Below are 22807 nucleotides of genomic sequence, written 5' to 3' on the forward strand. Positions count from 1 at the left end.
CCCGACCCGTTCAGTTAACACCACCCTGGGGGTCTTTCGGCAGGGGGGTCCGGGACCAAGGTCCCGCCCCGCGGCCCCCGGGGCAGGCCCTCTTGTGCGGGCCCGGGAACCGCTTCAAGGTGGCGGGGACGGAGATTTCCGGCCGGGGAGGGAGCAGCCGCGATGGCGGACGCAACGGACACGGACATGTCGGGCGCGGGCGGGGCGGATACGGGAGGTTCGGCGGGTTCGGCGGCTTCGGCGGGTTCGGCGGCTTCGGCGCGTGCGGCGCGTGCGGCGGATACGGCGGATGCGGCGGATGCGGCCGGTATATCCGGCGGCGTCGGTGCGTCCGGCGGGGTCGGCGGGTGGGAGTTCACGGACGACCGGGGTGCGGCGTCGGCGGCCGCGCGCCGGCCGGAGCGGGTCCTGGCCTACGTACGGGCCGGGGCGGCCCTGCTCGACCTGGGCGTGCGGCCGGTCGCGGTCTACGGCTCCGGGCACGACGGCGATCTGCTGGATCCGGTCAAGGCCGGCGGGCTCGCCGAGGCGGGCGTCCCGTACCTGGGGGCCGGGCGGGCCCTGGACGAGCCGCGGCTACGGGAGCTGGGCGGCGTCGACCTCGTGGTGGACGTGACGTACGACGGCAAGAGCCCGTACGCGCTGGACGAGGCGCTCGCCGAGCGGCTCGGGGCGCCGCTCGTGGCGCTGTCCGTCGGCAACGAGCCGACGCTGTCGGCGATCCTGGGGCGGTTCGGCGAGCTGGCCGGGGCCCTCGGGGCGACGGCCGCGGCCGCCCGGCGGGTCGACGACGCGGAGGCGGCGCTGCGGGGTGCCGCCGGGCGCACCGGGCTGAGCGTCCTCGCGCTGTCCGGCGCCGGTCCCGAGCAGGTGCATCTGGCGCGGCCGCACGCCTGGCCGGAGCTGGCCCGGCTCGCGGAGCTGGGGGTGCGGTTCGTGGATCCGGGCCCGGGGCCGGGCGCGAGCTGGCTGACCACCGACTGGGAGCACGCCCTCGGGCTCGCGCCGGGCCTGGTGCTCTTCGACAGCCGGGCCAACGCGGTGCCGCCGCAGGTGGTCCCGCCGGGCGCCCGGCTCGCTCCCTGGAATCCGGAGACGCCGCCCAGCCCGGCCGCGTACGCCCGCTTCTTCCAGGACCTGACGGCGGCGCTGGAGGACCACCTCTAGGGGCATCAGGCCCTCGTGACGTGGCTCGCGGCCGCGCCCCCGGCTACGGCACCCGAGCCCCCGGCTACGGCACCCGCGCCCGCAGGGAGTCCGCGAACTCCTCCGCCCGGGCCAGCTGGGCGCGCAGTTCGGCGACGCGTTCGGCCGCGGCCCGCTCGTAGCCGCGGACGCGGGCGACGAGGGCGGTGCGGGTGTCCGGGTCGAGTTCGGCGGGGGTGTCGGGGACGTCGGCGGCGAGGCGGTCGACGGCGTCGAGGAGTTCGCGGGTCTCGTCGAGGGTGAAGCCGAGCGGCTTCATCCGGCGGATCACCATCAGCCGGGCGACGTCGGCGTCCGTGTAGAGCGGGAAGCCGCCCTCGGACGCGGCGGACGGGACGACGAGGCCGCTGTCCTCGTACTGGCGGATGGTGCGCAGGGACAGTTCGGTCCGTGCGGCGACCTCGCCGATCTTCATGGGGCGGGGGCGCACGGTGTTCAGGACGTCGGGGATCGCCACATCGGGTCCTTTCTCTGCTGACACGTACTCCGCGCACGCATGACATCCGATTCGTCCTAACTTCAGCACTTATGAGAGCGGGAAGTGCGGCGAAACGCCTGCGTGGCCTCCGAGAGGCCCCGAGAACGTCGGTCAACCCGCCTGCGCACGCGTACGGCACGCGTACATTGGTGGGCTCGGGATGAGGCGTGGCGTGGTGCGGTGTGTGACGGAGGGGGCACCCCGTGGTCGAGAAGATCGTTGGCGGCATCGTCGTGGCTCTGCTGAGCGGTGTGGGCCGGCTGCTGTGGCAGAACAGGAGGCATCTGACGCTGCTGCGGCTGCTGCTCACGCCGTTCGGCCGGGCGCGGGTCTCCGTGGCGGTGCTGCTGCGGGTCCACGAGGAGGACCACTACGTGCTGTTCGCCTCCGCCAACCGGCCCGGCGCGTTCGGCCCGCCCGGCGGCGTCGTGAAGTACCAGGAGTCGGCCAAGCACGTCCTGGAGCGGCTCGGCTTCGAGCCGGAGGGGCGCAGCCGGGACGTGATGCGGCACGACCTGCGGGGCTTCCTGGGTGCGCTGCGCGTCCTGGGCTTCGCCCGCTGGCTGCACAAGGAGGTCGACCGGGAGACGTCGGCCGACTGCCTGCGGCGTGAACTCGTCGAGGAACTGGGCGAGGTGGGGCACGAGGAACTGATCCCGCTGGCCCGGGAGGTCGGTTTCCGGTCAGTTCGCCGCGTGATCGACGGGCCGTTGAAGGTTCCGGGTGAGACGTATCGGCAGATCCGTTTCTTCGAGGTCTACGACCTGGTCCTGGACAAGCCGGAGGCGACCCGGCTGCGCGAGGCGCTGCTGGAGCTCGCCGGTGACGGCGACGCGGGGACGGTGATCGGCGCCAGCCGCGCCGAGATCGCCCGCGGGCGGGCCCAGGCGCACGTCGTGCTGCCCCAGTCGGCGTTCCTGACAGGCGAGAAGAGGTTCCGGGAGGACCTCACGCCGGTTTCCTGAGGCCGCATCGGAATGCCCTGCGGACCGGTCCGAGGGCGACCCGCGGGACGTCCACGGGATGTCCGGGACCGGCCCCGGGCGCCGCCGGGAAACCGGCGGGCTCGTGGCGCGTTGCCGCCTCACCGTGCCTCCGGGATCTGCGATAGATCCTTGCGCAACGAACCAGCGCACGCGGCACGGAAGGGCATGGTGGCAATGGCGCCATTCATCTCGGCGGACGACTTCGAGAACTACTTAACGACGGTCTACGCGGCCATGGACGAGGCCGTGCATGCCGAGCCGCACCTGGCCCAGCGCTTCGCCAAGTCGCGTGTCGTCATGGCGCAGGCGGGGCCGGAGATCTCCGAGGGCAACCTGGTCGGGCCGGCCTTCAAGATCGCCAATACGGCGCTCACCGTGGCGGAGAACCACTACGTGAGGACCGACCAGGAGCGGGCACGTCAGCTGCTCGACATAGCGGTTCGCCTCTACAACTTCCGCAACCAGGAGAAGTACGCCGGGTCGATCGCCCAGTGCCGCGGGCTCCTGGCCCAGTTGGACGCACTCCGGCCCGCCGTGACGGCTCCCGCGGCGACGGCGACGGCGACCGCGCCGGTCCGGACGTCCGTACCGGAGGAGTCCGCCACGTCCGCGCCGCAGGACCCGCCGGCCCCGCCGCCCGCCGCGCAGGCTCCGCCGCTGCCACAGCAGGCCTCCGTTCCGCCGCTGCCGCAGCAGGCCTCCGCCCCGCAGTCGTTCCCGGCGTCCCGGGCGGCCCCGTCGTCCCCGTGGCGCCGCCCGTCCGACGACTTCTCCGACGACGGCTACGGCGAGGGGCCGGGATCCCGCGACTACGTCACCTGGGAGCAGCTCCTGGAGGAGTGGCGGGCGGGCGGAGAGGACGGGACGCCCGCCGAGGCCCTGTTCGACGCCTTCGCCGAGCACGTGACGGGGATGATCGGCCGGAACGCGCCGATGGCCGCCGACCGGCTCAAGGACATCCTCGAGAAGGACCTGAGCCTGCTCAGGGAGAAGCTCGCCGGCGCCTCCGTACCGACCGACGTCTTCGTGCCGCTGCACGAGCGGGCCAAGGAGGTCCGGCAGGTCGCTTCCCGCACCCTCTACGGCTTCACCCGCGGCGGGACGGCCTACGACGGGCAGCGGATCCGGCTGCAGTGGCTGGCGACCGCGCTGCACAACCTCTCCCTGCGGGTGCACCTGCCCGAGAACGACCACCAGATCGTCGCCGACGTCCTCGGCTACCTCCAGACCCTCCAGGTGGAGTACCGCTACAACAACGACCGGCGTGAACTGCTGCTCGCCGTCTCGGAGGCGACCACGCTCGTCGCCGTCGGCGAGCTCCAGGAGTACCACCTGTCCAAGATCGACTTCGTGTGCCGGTGGCTGCGGCACGCCGTGGGCATCCAGCTGCTCGTCGGCGGCCCCGAACCGGTCGAGCCCGGCGGGATGAGGGCCCACCGGAGGATCAAGAACCAGACGCTCCCCGGCGGCTACGACAATCCCGCGACGTGGGCGGAGGAGCTGCTGCGGCAGTGGGCCGGCGAACCCGAGCGCTGGAACAGCATCGCCTTCATCCTGCTGCTGCTCTCCAACTGGAAGGCCGAAGGGCTCGAGCGCCTGCTCGCGGCCCTGTACTACTCCAAGCAGAACGAGTCGTCGAGCGGTCCGGACACCAAGGACGAGGTCCAGGAGTTCTGGCGGCAGCGCGCCCTCGACATGCTCGGCGCCGCCCGTGGCGTCCGCGTCATCCGCAACGCGTGGGAGCCGGGTTCGGCGCGGGGAGCGGCGTCCACCTCCATGTCGCTGAACGAACGGGACGCCGTCGTCGAGCTGCCGAGCCGGCTGCTCCAGGGCATGGCCGTCGAGCTGGCCCCGAAGGCGAACGGCGCCGTGATGCAGGGCGCCCTGTTCGCCGACCGGCCCGTGCCGACCTTCCTCGCGTCCAACGTCTTCGGACCCATCGGCGTCCTCAAGATCGACGAGGCCGCGAAGGTGCAGCGGGAGAAGCGGAACTTCGACGCGTACGGCGAACTGCTGCATCCCGCCGTCCGGTCGAGCAAGTGCACGGTGTCCACGGCGACCGTCGTCAACAGCACCAACGGCGTCCGCTACCAGGGCATCCTCACCTCGTACGTGTTCCGCAACCGCGACGAGCCCACCACCCTGCGGGCCTGGCTGGTCAGGACGGAGGGCCTGGAGGACAAGGCGCTCCGGAAGGTGGTCAGGGAACTCCTCCTGGAGGCCCTCGGGCCGTGGCTGAGCAACGCGAGCCGCGCCATGGGCGACCTGCGGGGCGAGTACCCGGCGCTGCGGCCCGACGACTACGAGCGGACCGGCTACGCCCCGGGCAAGGACGCCGGCACGGAGCTGGGCCACTTCGAGGCGGCCGAGGTCGCCGAGGTCTTCGGCGTCGAGGGCGGGCTCACCTGGCGGCCCCGCACCCTGGGGGCGCTGTTCGCGGGGTCCTCCTTCGCGGCGGGCCCGATGTTCACCGACCGCGACGCGGACCTGACCAACCCGCTGTGGCTGGTCGCGCACATCGCCGAGGTGGCCAGGCCCGGCGCCGGCCCGGGAGGGTCCGGGGAGGCCGGGGCGGCCGGGGAGGTCGGGGCGGCCGGGGAGACCGCGGAGGCCGCGGAGGCCGGGGAAGACCCGTCCGAGCTGCTCGAATGGCTGCTGTACAACCGCGACGAGGGCCTGACCACCCGCTCGTACCTCACCTGCGTCTCGCACGGCGATCTGCACTGCGAGAACGTCCTGGTGGGCGGCACGGGCCGGGAGGAGCGTGACCACTACGTCCCCGACCTCTACATCATCGACTTCGAGACCACCCACCGCGGCCACATCTGCAAGGACTTCGCCCGTCTCGAGTCCGCGCTGTGGTCCCGTACCTTCGCCTGGACGCCGGAGCAGCTGGCCGAGATCCGGCCGTGGTTCGCGGACGCGCTGCGCGCGGAGTCGCTGTGGGACCCCGAGATCCCCGAGAAGGCCGACCCGGAGGTACGGCGGGTCCTGACCTGTGTGAAGCGGCTGCGGGCCATCCTCAAGGGCTGCGAGCAGCCCAACTGGCCGTTCACCGACCTCGAGTACCGGTGGGCCCTGTTCGCCTCGCTGCTGCCGTTCGCCCGCTACCGCGACCACGAGGCGCCGAGCAACCGCTTCCTGCCGTTCCTGCTCGCCGCCGAGCTGGCCGAGGGCATCGTCGACGACGCACGGAAGGCCACGGGCAAGGCCACCGGCAAGGGCGCCTAGCCCGCACCCTCCGGGGAGGGGCGCCGGCCTACGGCCAGACCAGGCAGTACGGCTGGTGCCCCGCCTCGTGCAGCCGGTGGCTGAAGTCCTGCCACTCGTGCAGCAGCTGGTAGACGTTGAAGGCGTCCTGCGGGCCGCCGCGGTCGGGGACCGTGGACCAGATGAAGGCGGCGGCGCCGACCGACTCCTCGCCGATGCCGCGGAGGGGGTCGACGACGGTCATCGGGAGCTTCACCACGGCGTAGTCGGGGTGCAGGACGACCAGCTCCAGCGGCGGGACCTTGTGCAGCGGCATGCCCTGGATGCCGGTCAGGACCATCGCGGCTATGGTCTCCGGCTTGATCTTGGTGAACATGCCGCCCATGCCGAGCTCGTCGCCGCCGAGCTCCTCGGGGCGCATCGAGATCGGGACCTGCGCCGCCGTCGCGCTGTTGGGCGCGCCGAAGTACTTGTAGGTCACGCCCAAGCGGCCGCCCCCGTTCCCCGGCGTCGCCGGTCCCTCGACCGGGCCGGACTCGCGTGCCCGGGCGGCGCGCCGGGCGCGTGCCCGGCCGAGCCGCGACTCGTCCGCGACCGGGCTCGGCACCGGACCCGGACCCGGGGTCGGACCCGGACCCGGGGTCGGACCCGGACCCGGGGCGGAACTGGGGGCAGGGCCGGCGGCACCGGATGCCGGGCCGGGGCCGGGGCCGGGGCCAGGGCCAGGGCTCTGGTTGTGGTTGGGGTTGTGGTTCGGGGTCGCGCTCTGCGCGGGCCCGTGCGTCGCCGGGCCCGTACCGCCCGGGAACGGGCCGTCCGGCCTCCGGGGCTCGCCGGCCCGCGGCTCGCTGCCGCGCGGCTCGCCACGCGACTCGGCGCGGGCGTCTCCGCGCACCTCGCCGCGGGCGTCACCACGTGCGTCACCACGTGCGTCAGCGCCGCGCGACTCGGCGCGCGGCTCACCGCCCGTCCTCGGCTCGTTGGCCCTCGGCTCTTCCGTCCTCCGGCGCCGGTGCCTCCCCCTCCGGACAGGGTCGGGACCCAGGTCGTCAGTCCCCTCGCCCGGTCCGCCACCGCGATGCATATCTCCACCCGACTGCTGTTCCGGCCGCCGTCTCCGCGTGCGGCCCGATCATCGTGACAGTGACCTCCCCCACGGTCGTACGGTGAAACACCTGTCCGCAAGATCGCCGTGGCCTCTGACACCATGGATTCCGTGAGCCATCCTTATGACGCCCCAGTTTCGCAGACGCGACGGAGACACGCCCCGGCGTAATTCACAGGGTGCCCACACCGTCCCCACGTACTCGACGTCGTCCTCGCAGGTCAGGATCAGGTCAGGATCACAGTGCCGTATTCATACGAAGCCCCAGTCTCACAGACGCTTTTCGACCGCGCCTCCCTTGTGACGCCCGGCGGCGTGAACTCACCGGTGCGGGCCTTCCGGGCCGTGGGCGGAACGCCCCGGTTCATGGTGTCCGGTACCGGTCCGTACCTCACCGATGCCGACGGACGCGAGTACGTCGACCTGGTCTGCTCGTGGGGACCGATGATCCTCGGCCACGCGCACCCCGAGGTGACCGCGGCGGTGCAGACGGCGGTGGCGCGCGGGACGTCCTTCGGTACGCCCGGCGAGGGCGAGGTCGCGCTCGCCGAGGAGATCGTCGCGCGGATCGAGCCGGTCGAGCAGGTGCGGCTGGTCTCCAGCGGTACCGAGGCGACCATGTCCGCCATCCGGCTCGCCCGCGGCTTCACCGGCCGCGCCAAGGTGATCAAGTTCGCGGGCTGCTACCACGGTCACGTGGACGCGCTGCTCGCCGCGGCCGGCTCCGGCGTGGCCACCTTCGGCCTGCCCGACACGCCCGGCGTGACCGGCGCGCAGGCCGGCGACACCATCGTGCTGCCGTACAACGACCTGGAGGCCGTGCAGGAGGCCTTTCACCGGTACCCGGGCGAGATCGCCTGCGTGATCACCGAGGCCTCGCCGGGCAACATGGGCGTCGTCCCGCCGCTTCCCGGCTTCAACCAGGGCCTGAAGGACGCCTGCGCGAAGAACGGCGCGCTGTTCATCTCCGACGAGGTCATGACCGGCTTCCGCACCTCGCGGGCCGGCTGGTACGGCGTGGACGGCGTCAGGCCCGACCTGATGACCTTCGGCAAGGTCATGGGCGGCGGCTTCCCGGCCGCGGCCTTCGGCGGCCGCGCCGACGTCATGGGCCACCTCGCCCCGGCAGGCCCGGTCTACCAGGCGGGCACGCTCTCCGGTAACCCGATCGCCACCGCCGCCGGCCTCGCGCAGCTGCGGCTGCTCGACGAGGCCGCGTACGAGAAGGTGAACGCCGTCTCGGCCGAGATCCAGGGGCTCGTCACCGACGCCCTGACGAAGGAGGGCGTGGCGCACCGGCTGCAGACCGCGTCCAACATGTTCTCGGTCTTCTTCACCTCCACCGAGGTGCGGAACTACGAGGACGCCAGGAAGCAGGAGGCCTTCCGCTTCAACGCGTTCTTCCACTCGATGCTCGCGGACGGCGTCTACCTGCCGCCGTCGGCCTTCGAGTCCTGGTTCGTGTCGACCGCCCACGACGAGCGGGCCGTCGAGCGGATCGCCGCCGCGCTGCCGGCCGCCGCCCGCGCCGCCGCGGAGGCCACCGCGTGAGCGCCGCGAAAGGCGCCGAGGGCGCAGAAGGCGCAGAGGGCACGCCGGCCGTCCCGGGCGTTCCGCCCGTCGCGGCGGGCTCGGAGGGTTCTGGGACTGGCGCCGACGACATCACCGTCGTCCACCTGATGCGGCACGGCGAGGTGCACAACCCGGACGGCGTGCTGTACGGCCGCCGGACCGGCTACCACCTGTCCGAGCTCGGCCGGCAGATGGCGGACCGGGTCGCCGAGCACCTCGCCGACCGGGACATCACCCATGTCGTGGCCTCCCCGCTGGAGCGGGCGCAGGAGACGGCGGACCCGATCGCCAAGACGCACGGCCTCGACCTGGTCACGGACGAGCGGCTCATCGAGGCGGCGAACGTCTTCGAGGGCAAGACCTTCGGCGTCGGCGACGGCGCGCTGCGCAAGCCGGGCAACTGGAAGCACCTCACCAACCCGTTCAAGCCGTCCTGGGGCGAGCCGTACATCGAGCAGGTCGTACGGATGATGGGCGCGCTCGACGCGGCGAAGGACGCGGCGCGCGGCCACGAGGCGGTGTGCGTGAGCCACCAGCTGCCGATCTGGATCGTGCGCAGCTTCGTGGAGAAGCGCCGGCTGTGGCACGACCCGCGGCGCCGGCAGTGCACGCTGGCCTCGCTGACCACGTTCACGTACCGGGGTGACCGGATCGTCTCGGTCGGGTACAGCGAGCCGGCCCTCGACCTCGTGCCGGTGCACCTGCGCGCGGGCGCGAAGCCGGTGAAGGGCAAGGCGAAGGCCTTCGGCGCCTGATCCGGAGGGCCGTCCTCGGGAGGCCCCGTCTCCGGACGCGGGCTTCCCGACGCCGGGCCTCGGGACGCCCGTCCCCGGACGCCCGACCTCCGCGCGCCGGACCTCCCGGCGCCGGGCCTCTGGACGCCAGGCGTTCCCAGGAGTAGACCCCTCAGGGCGGTCGGACGACGCCACGTCGTCCGACCGCCCTGAAATTTTTGTGCTAATTCCCGGAACCTCCGTGTTCCTCCCGGCATCTCACCCATTGTCGGTTTGGATGACGTTCAGGTCTTACGTCAGCGCGAATGGGGATGTCATGCGCGGGATCAATCGGAGGAGTCTGCTCGGGGCGGGAGTTGGTGCCGCGGCGGCACTGGGTCTGGCCGCCTGTAGTGGTGACAACAAGGACAAGCCCGGACGTTCCGGACCTGGCAAGGGCGGTGACGTGACCGGTGCGCCGACCACCTCCGCCACGCCCAGCAAGGACGACGCCCGGCCGATCGGTGACGGTTCCACCGCCGACACCGGAAAGCAGCCCCACCAGCCCGACGCCCCCGTGCCGCTCGAACCCGGCCAGACGCCGCCGCAGTTCGTGATCTTCTCCTGGGACGGCGCCGGCGAGGTCGGCAACGGCCTCTTCCCGCGCTTCCTCGAACTCGCCAGGAACCACGACGCGGCGATGACCTTCTTCCTCTCCGGCCTCTACCTCCTGCCCGAGTCGAAGAAGAGCCTCTACCGCCCGCCGAACAACCGGGTCGGCGCCTCCGACATCGGCTACCTCACCGACGACCACATCAAGGACACGCTCAAGTACGTCCGGCAGGCCTGGCTCGAAGGCCACGAGATCGGCACCCACTTCAACGGCCACTTCTGCGGCGGCTCGGGCTCGGTCGCCCACTGGACCCCGGCCGACTGGCAGAACGAGATCGACCAGGCCGTCGGCTTCGTCACCAAGTGGAAGACCCACACCGGCTGGACCGACCTCGACCCGCTGCCCTTCGACTACACCAAGGAGCTCATCGGCGGCCGCACGCCGTGCCTGCTCGGCCAGGACAACCTGCTGCCCACCGCCAGGCGCCTCGGCTGGCGCTACGACGCCAGCTCGCCCGGCGGCCGCCAGATGTGGCCGGTCAAGCGCGGCGGCGTCTGGGACCTGCCGCTCCAGGCGGTGCCGTTCCCCGGCCACTCCTTCGAGGTCCTGTCCATGGACTACAACATGCTCGCCAACCAGTCGAAGAACACGACCAAGGGCGTGCCCTCCCGCTATCCCGGCTGGCGCAAGCAGGCCACCGAGGCCTATCTGTCCGGCTTCAACCGCGCGTACGAGTCCAACCGCGCCCCCTTCTTCGTCGGCAACCACTTCGAGCAGTGGAACGGCGGCATCTACATGGACGCCGTCGAGGAGGCCCTGAAGGGAATGGCCGCCAAGAAGGACGTGCGGCTGGTCTCCTTCCGGCAGTTCGTGGACTGGCTGGACGTCCAGGACCCGAAGATCCTCGCCAGGCTGCGTACCCTGGAAGTCGGCCAGTCCCCCGCGGGCGGCTGGAACGCATTCCTCAAGACCGTGTGACGCAGCTGCTTAGGCTTTCTTGACAAGGGGCTTTACGGGCACGTAGGGGGGTGCCCAAGATCCTCGAAACGCCCATGCGAAACTTTTCACATGAGTCTTAGCCGTGCGCCCCGCCGCACCCTGCTGACGTCCGGAGTCCTGGCCGCCGCGCTCGCGCTCTCGGCCTGCGGCTCGGACGGCAACGGCAAGTCCGGCGGCGGCGGTGACACCAACTTCGTGACCAACACGGGCGGTATCTCCACCGTCGCCAAGGGCGAGCGGAAGCCGGTCGAGGAGATCGCCGGACAGACCCTCGAAGGCAAGCGGCTGGAGGTCGCCGACCTCAAGGGCAAGGTCGTCGTCCTCAACGTCTGGGGCTCCTGGTGCCCGCCCTGCCGGGCCGAGGCCCCGCATTTCGCCAAGGTCGCGAACGAGATGAAGGCGAAGGGCGTCGAGTTCGTCGGGATCAACACCCGGGACTCCGACACCTCCAAGGGGCTCGCCTTCGAGGAGGAGTTCGGGGTTCCCTATCCCAGCCTCTTCGACCCGACCGGAAAGCTCATTCTCAACGGATTCCCCAAGGGCTCCATGAATCCGCAGGCCATTCCGTCCACGATCGTTCTCGACAAGGACGGAAAGATCGCCGCGCGTTCGCTGATGGCGCTCGACGAGAGCAAGCTCCGCTCCATGATCGAACCGCTCGTCGCGGAAAAGTGACGGGGAATGTGACGTGGATCCCAACCAGACGGTCCTGAGCGGCGCGCTGCTGCTCGCCCTGCCGATCGCCGTGCTCGGCGGACTCGTCTCCTTCTTCTCGCCGTGCGTGCTGCCGCTCGTCCCCGGCTACCTCAGCTACGTGACCGGGGTCACCGGCACCGACCTCGCCGAGGCCCGGCGCGGCCGGCTGACCGCGGGCGCCGCCCTCTTCGTACTCGGCTTCTCCGCCGTGTTCGTGTCCGGCGGGGCGCTGTTCGGCAGCTTCGGCTGGACCCTGCAGAAGTACCGGGACACCCTCACCACCGTCCTCGGCATCCTCATGGTCCTCATGGGCGTGCTGTTCATGGGCCTGCTGCCCTGGATCACCCAGCGCGAGTTCCGCTTCCACAAGAAGCCCGCCGCCGGCCTCGTCGGAGCCCCGGTGCTCGGCGCGCTGTTCGGCATCGGCTGGACCCCCTGCATCGGCCCGACCCTCGCCTCCATCAACGCCCTCGCCCTGGAACAGGCCAGCGCGGGCCGCGGGGCGGCGCTCGCCTTCGCGTACTGCCTCGGACTCGGACTGCCGTTCATCCTCACCGCGATCGCCTTCCGCAAGGCGCTCGGCACGTTCGCCTGGGTGAAGCAGCACTACGCCTGGGTGATGCGGATCGGCGGCGGCATGATGATCGTGACCGGCGTCCTCCTGCTCACAGGAGCATGGGACAGCATGGTCTCCACGATGCAGGGCTGGGCCAGCGGTTACACGGTGGGGATCTGAGAGTTCCGAGATGAGCACGACAGACACGAACGACACCCAGGGCACCCCCGACACCCAGGGCACCCCCGAGACCCAGGGCGCCGACGGCACCGGGGCCACCCGCGACGCCGCGGGCGCCAGGGAGCAGGACGGCGGCCTCGGCGAGGCCGCGTCCCAGCTGTCCACCGCCCCCGCCGAGGAGACGGCCGTCGGCGGCCCCGCCCTCGGCGTCATCGGGTGGATCCGCTGGTTCTGGCGGCAGCTGACCTCCATGCGGGTCGCCCTGATCCTCCTCTTCCTGCTCTCCCTCGGCGCGATCCCCGGCTCCCTCATCCCGCAGACCAGCGCGGACGAGCTGAAGGTGCAGGCCTTCAAGGAAGCCCACGAGACCCTCGCGCCGGTCTACGAGAAGCTCCAGCTCTTCGACGTCTACAGCTCGGTGTGGTTCTCCGCGATCTACATCCTGCTGTTCGTCTCGCTCATCGGCTGCATCGTGCCCCGCAGCTGGCAGTTCGTCGGCCAGCTGCGCGGCCGCCCGCCGGGCGCCCCCAAGCGGCTCACCCGCCTGCCCGCGTACACCACCTGGCGCACCGAGGCCGGCCCCGAGGAGGTCCGGGCCGCCGCACTCGCGATGCTCAAGGGCCGCCGCTTCCGCGCCCACACCGCGGGTGACGCCGTCGCCGCCGAGAAGGGCTATCTGCGCGAGGCCGGCAACCTGGTCTTCCACATCGCGCTCATCGTCATGCTGGTCGCCTTCGCCTGGGGCCAGCTGATGAAGTCCGAGGGCGGCAAGCTGATCGTCGAGGGCGACGGCTTCTCCAACACGCTCACCCAGTACGACGACTTCAAGTCCGGCTCCCTCTTCGGCGTCGACGACCTGCCCGCGTTCAGCTTCACCCTCGACCGGTTCACCGGCACGTACGAGAAGAGCGGCCCGCAGCGCGGCACCCCGCGCACCTTCGAGGCGGACGTCACGTACTCCCAGGACGGCGGCCCCGACAAGAAGGCCGTCATCCGCGTCAACGAGCCGCTGCAGGTCGGCGGCGCGAAGGTCTACCTGATCGCCCACGGCTACGCGCCCGTCGTCACCGTCCGGGACGGCCGCGGCAAGGTCGTCATGCGCGACGCCGTGCCGCTGCTGCCGATCGACAACAACATCACCTCGACCGGCGCGATCAAGGTGATGGACGGCTACCGCGACAAGAACGGCAAGAAGGAACAGCTCGGCTTCCAGGCCTTCTTCGTGCCCACCTTCGCCGGCGCCGGCAAGGGAAACATGTTCTCCCAGTTCCCGGCGCTCGGCTTCCCGGTCATGGCGCTCACCGGCTATCACGGCGACCTGCGCGTCAACTCCGGTCTGCCGCAGAACGTGTACCAGCTGGACACCTCGAAGATGAAGCAGTTCGCGGTCGACGGCGGCACCGGCAAGGCCAACCGTCTGCTCCCCGGCGAGACCATGACGCTGCCGGACGGCGCCGGCTCGATCACCTTCGAGAAGGAGATCAAGGAGTGGGCGAGCTTCCAGGTCTCCCAGCAGCCGGGCAACGGCCTCGCCCTCGCCGGCGCGATCGCCGCCATCGCCGGCCTCGCCGGCTCGCTGTTCATCCAGCGGCGCCGGATCTGGGTCCGGGCCGTACGGGGCGAGGACGGCGTCACCGTCGTCGAGATGGCGGGCCTCGGCCGCAGCGAGTCCGCCAGGCTGCCCGAGGAGCTGGCCGACCTCGCGGTCACGCTCAACGCCAAGGCGCCCACCGCGCCGGAACCCCCGTCCGCGGAAGACCCTGCCGCGGAACCTGCCGCAAAGTCCGAAGGGGCTGAGAAGTGATCCTCGCCGCCGAGACCAACGAGAGCCTGGCGCAGATGAGCGACCTGCTCGTCTACTCGTCGATGGCCGTCTACACGCTGGCCTTTTTCGCCCACATCGCCGAGTGGGTGTTCGGCAGCCGCAGCAAGGTCGGCCGCACCGCCGCCGCCCTCACGCAGCAGCCGTCGAAGGCGGCCGCGGCCCCGGCCGTGACCGTCCAGGTCAAGACGGCCGCCGGGGGCACCGCGGTGCTCGACAAGCCGAAGGTGATCACCCGTGCCGCGGCCGGTGCCCGGGACGTCCCGGACGGCCCCGGCGCGGCCGGCGGCACCGTCAAGGGCGACCTCTACGGCCGGATCGCCGTGTCGCTCACCGCGCTCGCCTTCCTCATCGAGGCGGCGGGCGTGATCACCCGCGCGCTCTCGGTGCAGCGGGCCCCCTGGGGCAACATGTACGAGTTCTCCACCACCTTCTCCACGGTGGCGGTCGGCGCGTACCTCGGCTTCCTCGTCGCGAAGAAGAACGTCCGCTGGATCGGGCTTCCGCTGGTCACGACGGTCCTGCTCGACCTGGGCATGGCCGTCACCTGGCTGAAGACGCCCAGCGACCAGCTGGTCCCGGCGCTCGACTCGTACTGGCTGTGGATCCACGTCTCCACCGCGATCTTCTGCGGCGCCGTCTTCTACCTGGGCGCCGTCGCCACCCTGCTGTACCTGTTCCGCGACTCGTACGAGAACAAGCTCGCCAACGGCGGCAACCCGGGGTCCTTCGCCCGCTCCGTCCTGGAGCGGCTGCCCGCCGCCGCCAGTCTCGACAAGTTCGCGTACCGCGTGAACGCGGCGGTCTTCCCGCTGTGGACCTTCACGATCATCGCCGGCGCGATCTGGGCCGGTGACGCGTGGGGCCGCTACTGGGGCTGGGACGCCAAGGAGGTCTGGTCCTTCATCACGTGGGTCGGTTACGCCGCGTATCTGCACGCCCGCGCCACGGCCGGCTGGAAGGGCCGCAAGGCCGCGTACATCGCGCTCATCGCCTTCGGCTGCTTCCTCTTCAACTACTACGGCGTCAACATCTTCGTGAGCAGCAAGCACTCCTACGCCGGAGTGTGAGCCGGGCCTGAGCCGGCCCTGAGCCTGGCCCGGGGTCGGCCCTGAGCCGGCCCTGAGCTGGCACCCGCCCCGCCCCGGGGCCACGCTGGAACCATGAGCGAGATACCCCGGGGCAGGAGCGAGACCCACGACGACCGGCACCACCTGCGGTTCGTGATCGAGCTGCCGCACCCGATGGTGAGCGTCTGGGCCGCCGTCGCGACACCGGAGGGCCTGCCGCAGTGGCTCTGCGCGGCGGACCCGCTGGAGCCCAGGCTGGGCGGGCGGGTCACCCTGCGGTGGTTCAACAGCGACACCGTCCTGTCCGGGCGGGTGACCGCCTGGGACATGGAGAACGTCGCCGAGTACACCGTCGACCCCGGGCACCAGCGGATCCGCTTCCACCTGGAGCCCGCGACCGTCCTGCGCTTCACCCACGAGTTCCGCGGCACGCGCGACGAGAAGCTGAACATGCTGGCCGGGTGGCACGAGCACTTCGAGCGGCTCGCCGGCGCCCTGGACGGCCACCCCACCGACTGGCTCGACTGGACCGAGGACCGCTGGCGCGCGCTGCGCGAGGTGTACGAGCTGGAGGACGCGCCCTGGCCGAAGTGGGTGCCCTGACCCGCGGGAAACGGCCCAGGACCGCGTGTCCGCCGGAAGCGCGGGCGGGAGCCGGTGGCGCGCCGCCGCTCCTCACCCGCGGCGCGGCGGCAGGCAGCTCGCGGCCGGCGGCGAGCCCTCCGGCCAGGCGATGGCGACGAAGCGCTGCGAGCCGTCCTCCGCGAGTTCCACGATCGGCACCGCCTTGTTGTACGGGTTGCCGAAGTTGTCCAGGCAGATCCAGCCGCTCGCGCCCTGCACCCGCAGCGAGCCCTTGACCTGCGGCCACTGGGACGCGACATCCGCGAGCTCCGGGTGGGCGGCGCCGTCCGGGGTGGCCTGGCGGATCGCGTGGACGGCGGTCGCCATCGCGTCGTACGCGACGATCGCCTGCCCGTCCGCGAGCGCGACCGGCTTCTTGGAGGCGCGGGCGATGTCCGTCACGAAGGTCTCGTACGCGACCGTCGAGCCGCCCGTCGCGGGGACCGGGCGGCCGGGCGCGGCGCGCCAGGCGTCGGGGTGGGCGAGGGACGCGTAGCGGACGGTCAGCCGGGCCTTGAGGGCCTTGCGGTTGAGCTTGGCGTCGGCGCCGAGGTAGGAGCCCTCGTCGCCGGTGAGGATCGTGAAGGGCCGCTCGACGCAGCCGCGGGCGCCCAGCGCGTTGATGAACTGGCGCAGCTGGGTGTGCCGTCCGGCGAAGAACACGGTCTCCGCGCGGGTGTCGCAGATCAGGTGGGTGATCTGCTTGAAGGTGTTGGCGGTGGTGCCCTCCTCGGTGGGGTCGGCGGGCGAGGTGAACAGCTGGGGCTCGTAGGGCGCGCCCTTGAGGGAGGCGGCGAAGGCCGACTTGAGGGTGTCGGTGTAGTGGTCGCCGGTGCGGGTGTCCTGGACGAGCAGGGCCTTGGCGGCGTCGACCCGGCCGAAGTGGGCCAGGGCCTTGGCCTCGTCGCCGTTGGTGGGCGAGACGCGCGCGAGGCCGGGGAAGCGGTTGTGGCCGGGGCCGTTGGCGATGTCGTCGGCGGTGATGGTGGTGCCGACGACGGCGACGCCCGCCTTGGTGAGGGCGGTGACGGCGAGCCGTACCTCGGTGGAGGAGGTGGCGACGCCGGTGACCGCGCGCAGCCGGTGCGGCGCCCCGGTCATGGCGGTGAGCCGGTCGACGGTGCTCCGCCAGTGGGCGTTGCCCTTGCCGGTGTTGGCGAGGACCAGGCGGATCTTGGGCGTCTCGCTGTTGGACTCGTGGTTGGCGCGGTACTGGCGGGCGTAGGCGCCCTGCAGCTCGTGCAGGACCTTGACGCGCATCCCGGGGTCGGGGGAGGTGAGCGGCAGCAGGACGGCGACGGTGGCGTACTGGTCGGCCTTGAGGGTGGCGTTCTCGCGGCCTATCAGGCCCGCCACCTCGGCGAGTTCGGGCACGCGGAAGTCGAAGCCCTCTCCGTTGACGCCGACGCACTCGTCGGAGCCCTGCGGGCGCTCGACACCCTCCGCGCAGGAACGGTTTTCCGGAGTGGTCCACGTCTTCACCGCCCAGCCCAGCGGCACTCCGACCACGAGCAGGGCGATCACGGCGGCGAAGAACTTCTGTCGCGGGGTGTAGAGATAGCGGTTGCGCAGCCGGTCGGTCATCGCCTCAGACTCCGTCCTCGCGGCCCGGCGGCAGCGAGAGCCGGCGCCAGGCGTGTATGTCCCTCGGCCAGTGGGTGGCCGCGTCCCACAGCGGGCTGTTGCCCGTCAGATGGCGGCCGGAGAGCTGCCGCAGCTCGTGCGCCAGCTTCTCGGTCACCTCGCCGTCGGGCAGGGCGAGCGGATCGGTCAGCAGCCACACGGCGTGCAGCAGCCGCCGTACGGACAGGTGCAGGGCGGTCTGCTCGGCGTCGAGACCCTGGAGGCCGTCTGGGCCGTCGGGACCGCCACGGCCGTCGGGCAGCCGGTCCGGCGCCTGCCGGCCGAGGGCGATCGCCCGCCGCGGGTCGGGCCCGCCGGCTCCCGGCTCGCGCGGGTACGGCGCGGAGGCGATGAACCGGAGCCGGCCCAGCCAGCCGACCACGTCGGGTTCGGGGAACGTGAGCCGCAGATGGGTCACGGCCTCCTCGGCGCGTCCCAGCGCCAGTCCGTGGTGCAGCCGGTACGGCAGGTGGGCGGCGGGCGCGCCGTCCCGCCCGTAGTGCCGGTGCAGCGTCTCGTGCACCGCCCGCCACACCGCGTACCGCGGGTGGTCGGCGTCCTCGAAGCGCAGCCGGTGCAGCAGCAGGGCGCGCAGCAGCGGGTCGGCGACGAAGTGCTCGGGTCCCTCGGGCCAGTCCTCGGCGCGCAGCTCGTCGCGGACCAGCAGGGCCATGTCGCCGTCGCGCGACTCGGTGTGCAGGCGGGTGCGGGCGAGCAGCCGCGCCGACTCCTCGTCGTGGGCGGCGGCGAGGACGGTGAAGGGCTCCAGGCGCGGCTGCGGCAGGAGCGCGCCGAGGAGGGCCGGCGCGACGGGCACCGGGCGGGCGTCCTCGCGCAGTTCCACGGTCAGGTCGAGCAGCGCGCCCGGCGTGAGCCCGGGCCGCTCGGCGCGCGGCGCCTCCGCCGCGGCCTGCCCGAGCAGCATCACGCCCAGCGGCCGGCCGCCGGTCAGCCGGTGGACGCCGCGGGCCAGGTCGGCGGGGGTGAGGCCGGACGGGTCGAGCCGGTCGAAGGCGGCCTGGGTCTGGGCGGGGGAGAGCGGGGTGAGGTCGACGGCGAGGATGCCGGAGGTGACGTCGTCGCCGCGCGGGGCGGGCGCCCGGTGCGCGGTCTCCGGCAGCCGCAGCCGGTGGGCGTGGCGCAGGCCCTCGTGCTCGCGCACCCGGGAGGCGGCGACCACCACGACCTTGTCGCGCAGCCCGTCGTGGCGGGCCCGCAGAATCGGTTCGACGAGCCGGCGGCCCAGCTCGCCGTGGGCGTTGTCGAGCAGGACGACGGGCCGGCCGCGCCGGGTGCCCATCCGGGTGAGGCCGCGGTAGGCCTGGCCCAGGTCCTCGACGAGCGCGCCGACCAGGAAGCCCTCGGCCTCCTGCCGGCGGCGGCCGCCCTGCGCGAAGTCGACGGCCAGCTGCTGGAGCCCGGCCTTGCCGCGGCCGCCCGCGTTGCGGTAAGTCCCGTACCAGCTTTCGGACTTCTGCTGGAACTTGCCGAAGACCTCCTCCAGGACCGTCTCCACGGTGGCCTCGGCGAGCAGCCCGGCGAGCGGTGCGGCGGCGTCGGCGAAGGTGGCGGCCAGCTTGGTGAGCACCTTGGTGACCCAGTTGGCCGCCGCGCCCTTGGTGGCGTCGACGGTCGACAGCACCGGGCCGAGGCGCTGGAGGTCGCGCTGGGCCCGCTCGTCGTCCTCCTGCGTCCAGCCGGTGGAGGCGACCGCGACGAGACCGAGCGAGAGCCGCGGGAACTGCACCGGCTTGGCGCCGGTGACCCGCGGCGCCAGCTGGACGGCGAGTTCGGCGAGCGCGCCGGTCAGCTCGGTCCAGCCCGGGCCGTGGTCGGCGGGCGGCTCGATCCGGTCGCAGTCGAGGAGGGCGAGCGGGGTGGCGCCCTTGTAGGCGTTGCGGAGCTGCTTGAGCAGGGCGGTCTTGCCCATGCCGCGCCCGCCGGTGAGGACCACGACGGGCGGGTCGTCGCCGTGCTCGTACGGGACGCGGGCGAGGCCCTCGCCGCCGAGCCCGATCAGTCGCGCGGCGAGTCCCGTGCGGTGGAGCACCGCCTCGCGGCCGTAAAGGACCCTCTCCACCCGCTACCCCCTGCATCCCACCAGACGTGCCCCGTCACATCTCAAGTCGAGATTATCGACGGGGAGTTGGGCTTCGGCCAGGCTTTTGGGTCACGGAGCTGTCACTGTGCGGTGATGGCGTCGAGCTGGGCGCGCAGATAGGTGTGGGACTCGATGCCGTTGATGGTGGTGCCGGGTGTGCACTCGTAGAAGTAGACCAGCGACATCAGCTCCTCGGCGGGCGCGTCGGCGGGCGGCGGCAGGACGCGGTGCCGGCCGGAGCGCCAGCGTCCGCCGGTCCAGCCCGCCATCAGGTCGCCGATGTTGACGGTGAAGGCGGCGGGGTCGTACGGCGCGTCGAGCCACCCGTCGGCCTCCGTGTACAGCTGCAGGCCGCCCTTGCCGGCCTGCCGGTCGAGGACCGTGACCGTGCCGAAGTCGGTGTGCGGCCCGATCCGGAACTGCCCGGGCTCGGGCTCGCCGGTCCGGTCCCTGCCCGGATACCAGTTGATGTTGAAGCCGAAGGTGGGATGCCCGGTGTGCCGGGTGAAGAAGTCGGCGTCCTCGCCGAGCGCGAGCCCGAGCAGGTCGAGGACGCGATCGGACAGCTCCCGCATCCGCCGCAGATACTCCTCCACGAGTCCCCTGAGCTCCGGGACCTCGGCGGGCCAGGTGTTCGGCAGGAACCACTCCGCGTCGACGGCCGGGTCGCCGGTCGGCTCCTCGGCCGCGAAGGACAGCGACTCCTTGAGGTCGGGCGGGGTCGCGGTGCCCTCCGCGTAGCCGTTGGCCTCCGCGCCGGGCCCGAGCCAGCCGCGCCCGCCGACCTTCACGGCGTACGGCGCCTTCACGGCGGCCGGCAGGTGGAAGAAGGCGCGGGCACTCTCCCGGATGGCCGCCCGCAGGTTTTGCTCCACCCCGTGCCCGGTGACCAGGAGGAACCCGGCCTGCCGCAGGGCCAGGTCGACGGCGGGCAGCTGACCGGCCGGGTCCCGGCCGAGGTCGATCGTCGGAAGCCGGGCCTCACTCATCACCGATGTCCTCGTTCCACAGCTCGGGCCGCTCCTGGATGAACTTCCGCATCATCGCGACGCATTCGGGATCGTCGAGCACGAGCACCTCGACCCCGTGCTCCGCGAGCCAGTCGTGCCCGCCGCGGAAGGTCCGGGCCTCGCCGACCACCACCCGCGAGATCCCGAACTGCCGGACGAGCCCGGAGCAGTACCAGCACGGCGACAGCGTCGTCACCATCGTCGTCCCCCGGTACGAGCGCTGCCGCCCCGCCGCCCGGAACGCCTCGGTCTCCGCGTGCGCCGACGGATCCCCGCCCTGCACCCGCCGATTCCGCCCCCGCCCGAGCAGCCCGCCGTCAGCCCCGTACAACGCGGCCCCAACGGGAACCCCACCCTCACCAAGCCCACCCCGCGCCTCAACGAGCGCGGTGGCGAGCCACCGCCGGGCCGTTTCCTGATCCATGGGGGGAGCCTTCCCCGGGGCGGTGCCGGGATCACACGGCGGCGCCGGCCTCCTCCTCGTAGGGGAAGCGGGCGAGCGGGGCTTCGCCGTGGAAGAAGGTCCTGGCCCGGTCCATCGCGCTCTCGTCGGCTCGTATCCGGCCGGGGCGGGAGGCCGTGCCGGTCAGGACGCCGCCGAAGCGCATCCGCAGATAGGCCGCCGAATGGCTCAGGCCGGTCACCAGGCCGTCCGCGACGGTGTGGTCGTCGTCGGCCATGGCCGTCACGCCCCACAGCGTGCCGCCCGCCATGCGCTCCTTGAAGTCGGAGCCGGGCACGTTCAGCCAGCCCGACCAGTAGTCCAGGTAGCGCTTGGTCTGCGCGGAGAGGCTGTACCAGTACAGGGGCGAGACGATGACGACGTCGGTCGCCTCCGCCGTGGCCCGCCACAACAGCTCCTCATCCGCCGTGACCTGCCGGTCGCCGCTCTCGTGCCGCCCGTCCTGGAAGTCGGGCAGCGCCAGCCGGTTCAGATCCACCCAGCGCTGCGTGACACCGGCGGGCAGATGCGCGGCGGCGGCGCGGGCGAGTATCTCGGAGTTGCCGTCGGCGCGGGAGCTGCCGAGCACGAAGAGGAACGAGCGGTGCGCGTTGTGTCCGGGGTCGAGGGTCATGTCGCTGCCAACTCCACCGTCTCCACGGGTATTCCGGGGGGAGTGGGGTCACGCGGCGGGCTACTCCTCGGCCGGGGATGCGCCCGTTCTCGCGGCGGGCATGACGTAGGGGCCCTTGCCGCGCACGGTGATCACGAGCCCGCGCTCCGCAGTTCCTGGGGGGCGCGCCGAGCGGTGAGGCGGGCGACGCCGTACTCCTCGGCCAGGCGGGGGTCGGTCTGCGTGCTCGCCGTGGGGCACGGTGGACGGCATCGCGACAGTGCGGGCGACGCCTGGTGGGTGACGCCCGAGACCGCCGACGCGGTGAGCGTCTCTCTGTTCGCTCACGCGCTCGCGGGCGGCTGCCTGGAACCGGCGGAGGAGGAACGGGCCTACCGGTCGCCGCGCTGCGTCGTCGGCCTCCACGACCGCTGCCGGGACCATGTGCCGCACGACTCGGGCGCACCGGGAGTGCGGTACCTCGTGTGCGGGTGCGTCTGCCGCCCTCGGGGGCTGGGGGGTTAGGCCCTGGGGGCGTGAGTCCTGCGTGGGCTTCTGGTGCGGCCGCCCTTGTTCCGAGTGTGGCCCCCTCCACCACCGCGTCAAGGGCGCTCCCTTCGGTCGCGTCGCTTCGCGATGGCCTTGCGGCCACCCTTGACCCGGTGGCTCCGGGGGCCTGTTCACACTCGGAGGGCGGCCGGGGGGCCCGGCCACGCGGACCGGCGCGGGGAGCCATTCCCACCGTAGGCGGATGGCGGGCCAGTGGTGGGTGAGGCCGGGTATCGCTCCGGACGGCTTGGGCAGTGCACGCCGGTGGGGTGGGGCTCGGTTAGTGGCGGGGGTGGGTTGGACCGTTTCGCTCGGTTCGGGGTGCGCGGGCGTGGAATGGGGTGCTCAATCCACGGCTTAGCGGCTGTCGGCAGTCGTCCGGCCAGGGTTCATGCCCCGCTGGTCACTCCCGGTGGGTGGAAAGCGGGTGATCGTGGGTGGCCAAGGCCGGTCGCGTGCAAACGTGGATATCCCGGGGCCGGGAAGCCACCGACCTGGCCTCTCACGTCACACAAGCACCATCCGTCACACCGAGGCCCCGCGAGATCCCACTTTGCACGCCCAGGCGGCCCCAGTTCGGTGGGAAGGGTGTCTGCCGCGCCTCTGGAGTCACACAAGTCACTCCCGGCACATCACAGC

At 72.2% G+C, this 22807-nt stretch carries 18 protein-coding genes; 11 read left to right on the forward strand and 7 right to left on the reverse strand.

What is annotated here, in order from left to right:
- Positions 1-162 precede the first annotated feature (162 nt).
- On the forward strand, positions 163-1167 hold the full coding sequence (locus ACFWJO_RS26335) for an ABC transporter substrate-binding protein (protein WP_386868931.1): 1005 nt from the start codon (positions 163-165) through the stop codon (positions 1165-1167).
- Positions 1168-1231: 64 nt separating this feature from the next.
- On the opposite strand, the gene ACFWJO_RS26340 is transcribed toward ACFWJO_RS26335, so the two are convergent.
- Positions 1232-1621 carry a MerR family transcriptional regulator gene (locus tag ACFWJO_RS26340; protein ID WP_386869004.1) on the reverse strand — a complete coding sequence of 130 codons (390 nt, stop codon included), beginning with the start codon at positions 1619-1621 and terminating at the stop codon, positions 1232-1234.
- Between the two features lie 266 nt (positions 1622-1887).
- Between ACFWJO_RS26340 and ACFWJO_RS26345 the strand changes: the two genes are divergently transcribed.
- Together ACFWJO_RS26345 and ACFWJO_RS26350 are read left to right on the forward strand one after the other, a co-directional pair.
- Positions 1888-2649: a hypothetical protein gene (locus ACFWJO_RS26345; protein WP_386868932.1), complete on the forward strand. Its 762-nt coding sequence runs from the start codon at positions 1888-1890 to the stop codon at positions 2647-2649.
- Between the two features lie 195 nt (positions 2650-2844).
- Positions 2845-5901, forward strand: coding sequence for a phosphotransferase (locus tag ACFWJO_RS26350; protein WP_386868934.1), 3057 nt, complete (start codon positions 2845-2847; stop codon positions 5899-5901).
- Between the two features lie 28 nt (positions 5902-5929).
- On the opposite strand, the gene ACFWJO_RS26355 is transcribed toward ACFWJO_RS26350, so the two are convergent.
- Entirely contained in the window at positions 5930-6367 is a 438-nt protein-coding gene (locus ACFWJO_RS26355) for a hypothetical protein (protein ID WP_246094774.1), read from the reverse strand.
- Between the two features lie 861 nt (positions 6368-7228).
- Here ACFWJO_RS26355 and hemL point away from each other — a divergent pair.
- From hemL to ACFWJO_RS26395, 8 genes are all read left to right on the forward strand, one after another.
- Positions 7229-8536 carry a glutamate-1-semialdehyde 2,1-aminomutase gene (gene hemL / locus ACFWJO_RS26360; RefSeq protein ID WP_384420842.1) on the forward strand — a complete coding sequence of 436 codons (1308 nt, stop codon included), beginning with the start codon at positions 7229-7231 and terminating at the stop codon, positions 8534-8536.
- Between the two features lie 128 nt (positions 8537-8664).
- On the forward strand, positions 8665-9312 hold the full coding sequence (locus tag ACFWJO_RS26365; protein WP_386869006.1) for a histidine phosphatase family protein: 648 nt from the start codon (positions 8665-8667) through the stop codon (positions 9310-9312).
- A 295-nt stretch (positions 9313-9607) separates the two neighbouring features.
- The gene (locus ACFWJO_RS26370; protein ID WP_386868936.1) at positions 9608-10861 is read left to right on the forward strand and encodes a hypothetical protein; all 1254 of its coding nucleotides are present in this window, start codon (positions 9608-9610) and stop codon (positions 10859-10861) included.
- A 90-nt stretch (positions 10862-10951) separates the two neighbouring features.
- A complete protein-coding gene (locus ACFWJO_RS26375; RefSeq protein WP_386868938.1) occupies positions 10952-11557 on the forward strand; it encodes a TlpA family protein disulfide reductase in 606 nt (201 codons plus the stop codon).
- Between the two features lie 13 nt (positions 11558-11570).
- The gene (locus tag ACFWJO_RS26380) at positions 11571-12314 is read left to right on the forward strand and encodes a cytochrome c biogenesis CcdA family protein (RefSeq protein WP_386868940.1); all 744 of its coding nucleotides are present in this window, start codon (positions 11571-11573) and stop codon (positions 12312-12314) included.
- Positions 12315-12324: 10 nt separating this feature from the next.
- A complete protein-coding gene (locus ACFWJO_RS26385; protein ID WP_386868942.1) occupies positions 12325-14118 on the forward strand; it encodes a cytochrome c biogenesis protein ResB in 1794 nt (597 codons plus the stop codon).
- Complete coding sequence (gene ccsB, locus ACFWJO_RS26390) at positions 14115-15206, forward strand: c-type cytochrome biogenesis protein CcsB (protein WP_386868943.1); 1092 nt, start codon at positions 14115-14117, stop codon at positions 15204-15206. Before ACFWJO_RS26385 ends, ccsB begins: the two co-directional genes overlap by 4 nt.
- Positions 15207-15299: 93 nt before the next feature.
- Positions 15300-15809, forward strand: a complete 510-nt coding sequence (locus tag ACFWJO_RS26395) for an SRPBCC domain-containing protein (RefSeq protein ID WP_386868945.1) — start codon at positions 15300-15302, stop codon at positions 15807-15809.
- Positions 15810-15881: 72 nt separating this feature from the next.
- On the opposite strand, the gene ACFWJO_RS26400 is transcribed toward ACFWJO_RS26395, so the two are convergent.
- The 5 genes from ACFWJO_RS26400 to ACFWJO_RS26420 form a co-directional block, all read right to left on the reverse strand.
- Positions 15882-17414, reverse strand: a complete 1533-nt coding sequence (locus ACFWJO_RS26400) for an ABC transporter substrate-binding protein (protein ID WP_386868947.1) — start codon at positions 17412-17414, stop codon at positions 15882-15884.
- A 4-nt stretch (positions 17415-17418) separates the two neighbouring features.
- Entirely contained in the window at positions 17419-19533 is a 2115-nt protein-coding gene (locus ACFWJO_RS26405; protein WP_386868949.1) for a hypothetical protein, read from the reverse strand.
- Positions 19534-19634: 101 nt separating this feature from the next.
- On the reverse strand, positions 19635-20543 hold the full coding sequence (locus tag ACFWJO_RS26410; protein ID WP_386868951.1) for an isopenicillin N synthase family dioxygenase: 909 nt from the start codon (positions 20541-20543) through the stop codon (positions 19635-19637).
- A complete protein-coding gene (locus ACFWJO_RS26415) occupies positions 20536-20988 on the reverse strand; it encodes a nucleoside deaminase (RefSeq protein WP_386868953.1) in 453 nt (150 codons plus the stop codon). Before ACFWJO_RS26415 ends, ACFWJO_RS26410 begins: the two co-directional genes overlap by 8 nt.
- Positions 20989-21019: 31 nt before the next feature.
- Entirely contained in the window at positions 21020-21640 is a 621-nt protein-coding gene (locus ACFWJO_RS26420; RefSeq protein ID WP_386868955.1) for a flavodoxin family protein, read from the reverse strand.
- Positions 21641-22807: the final 1167 nt, after the last annotated feature.

The organism is Streptomyces sp. NPDC127092 (assembly GCF_042722475.1).
Taxonomy (GTDB): domain Bacteria; phylum Actinomycetota; class Actinomycetes; order Streptomycetales; family Streptomycetaceae; genus Streptomyces.

Excerpts from the sequence above, each read along its gene's own strand:
- ACFWJO_RS26335 (WP_386868931.1), top strand. The coding sequence starts at position 163 with ATGGCGGACGCAACGGACACGGACATGTCGGGCGCGGGCGGGGCGGAT.
- ACFWJO_RS26340 (WP_386869004.1), bottom strand. The coding sequence starts at position 1,621 with ATGAAGATCGGCGAGGTCGCCGCACGGACCGAACTGTCCCTGCGCACC.
- ACFWJO_RS26350 (WP_386868934.1), top strand. The coding sequence starts at position 2,845 with ATGGCGCCATTCATCTCGGCGGACGACTTCGAGAACTACTTAACGACG.
- ACFWJO_RS26365 (WP_386869006.1), top strand. The coding sequence starts at position 8,665 with ATGCGGCACGGCGAGGTGCACAACCCGGACGGCGTGCTGTACGGCCGC.
- ACFWJO_RS26370 (WP_386868936.1), top strand. The coding sequence starts at position 9,608 with ATGCGCGGGATCAATCGGAGGAGTCTGCTCGGGGCGGGAGTTGGTGCC.
- ACFWJO_RS26375 (WP_386868938.1), top strand. The coding sequence starts at position 10,952 with ATGAGTCTTAGCCGTGCGCCCCGCCGCACCCTGCTGACGTCCGGAGTC.
- ACFWJO_RS26385 (WP_386868942.1), top strand. The coding sequence starts at position 12,325 with ATGAGCACGACAGACACGAACGACACCCAGGGCACCCCCGACACCCAG.
- ACFWJO_RS26395 (WP_386868945.1), top strand. The coding sequence starts at position 15,300 with ATGAGCGAGATACCCCGGGGCAGGAGCGAGACCCACGACGACCGGCAC.
- ACFWJO_RS26400 (WP_386868947.1), bottom strand. The coding sequence starts at position 17,414 with ATGACCGACCGGCTGCGCAACCGCTATCTCTACACCCCGCGACAGAAG.
- ACFWJO_RS26410 (WP_386868951.1), bottom strand. The coding sequence starts at position 20,543 with ATGAGTGAGGCCCGGCTTCCGACGATCGACCTCGGCCGGGACCCGGCC.
- ACFWJO_RS26415 (WP_386868953.1), bottom strand. The coding sequence starts at position 20,988 with ATGGATCAGGAAACGGCCCGGCGGTGGCTCGCCACCGCGCTCGTTGAG.
- ACFWJO_RS26420 (WP_386868955.1), bottom strand. The coding sequence starts at position 21,640 with ATGACCCTCGACCCCGGACACAACGCGCACCGCTCGTTCCTCTTCGTG.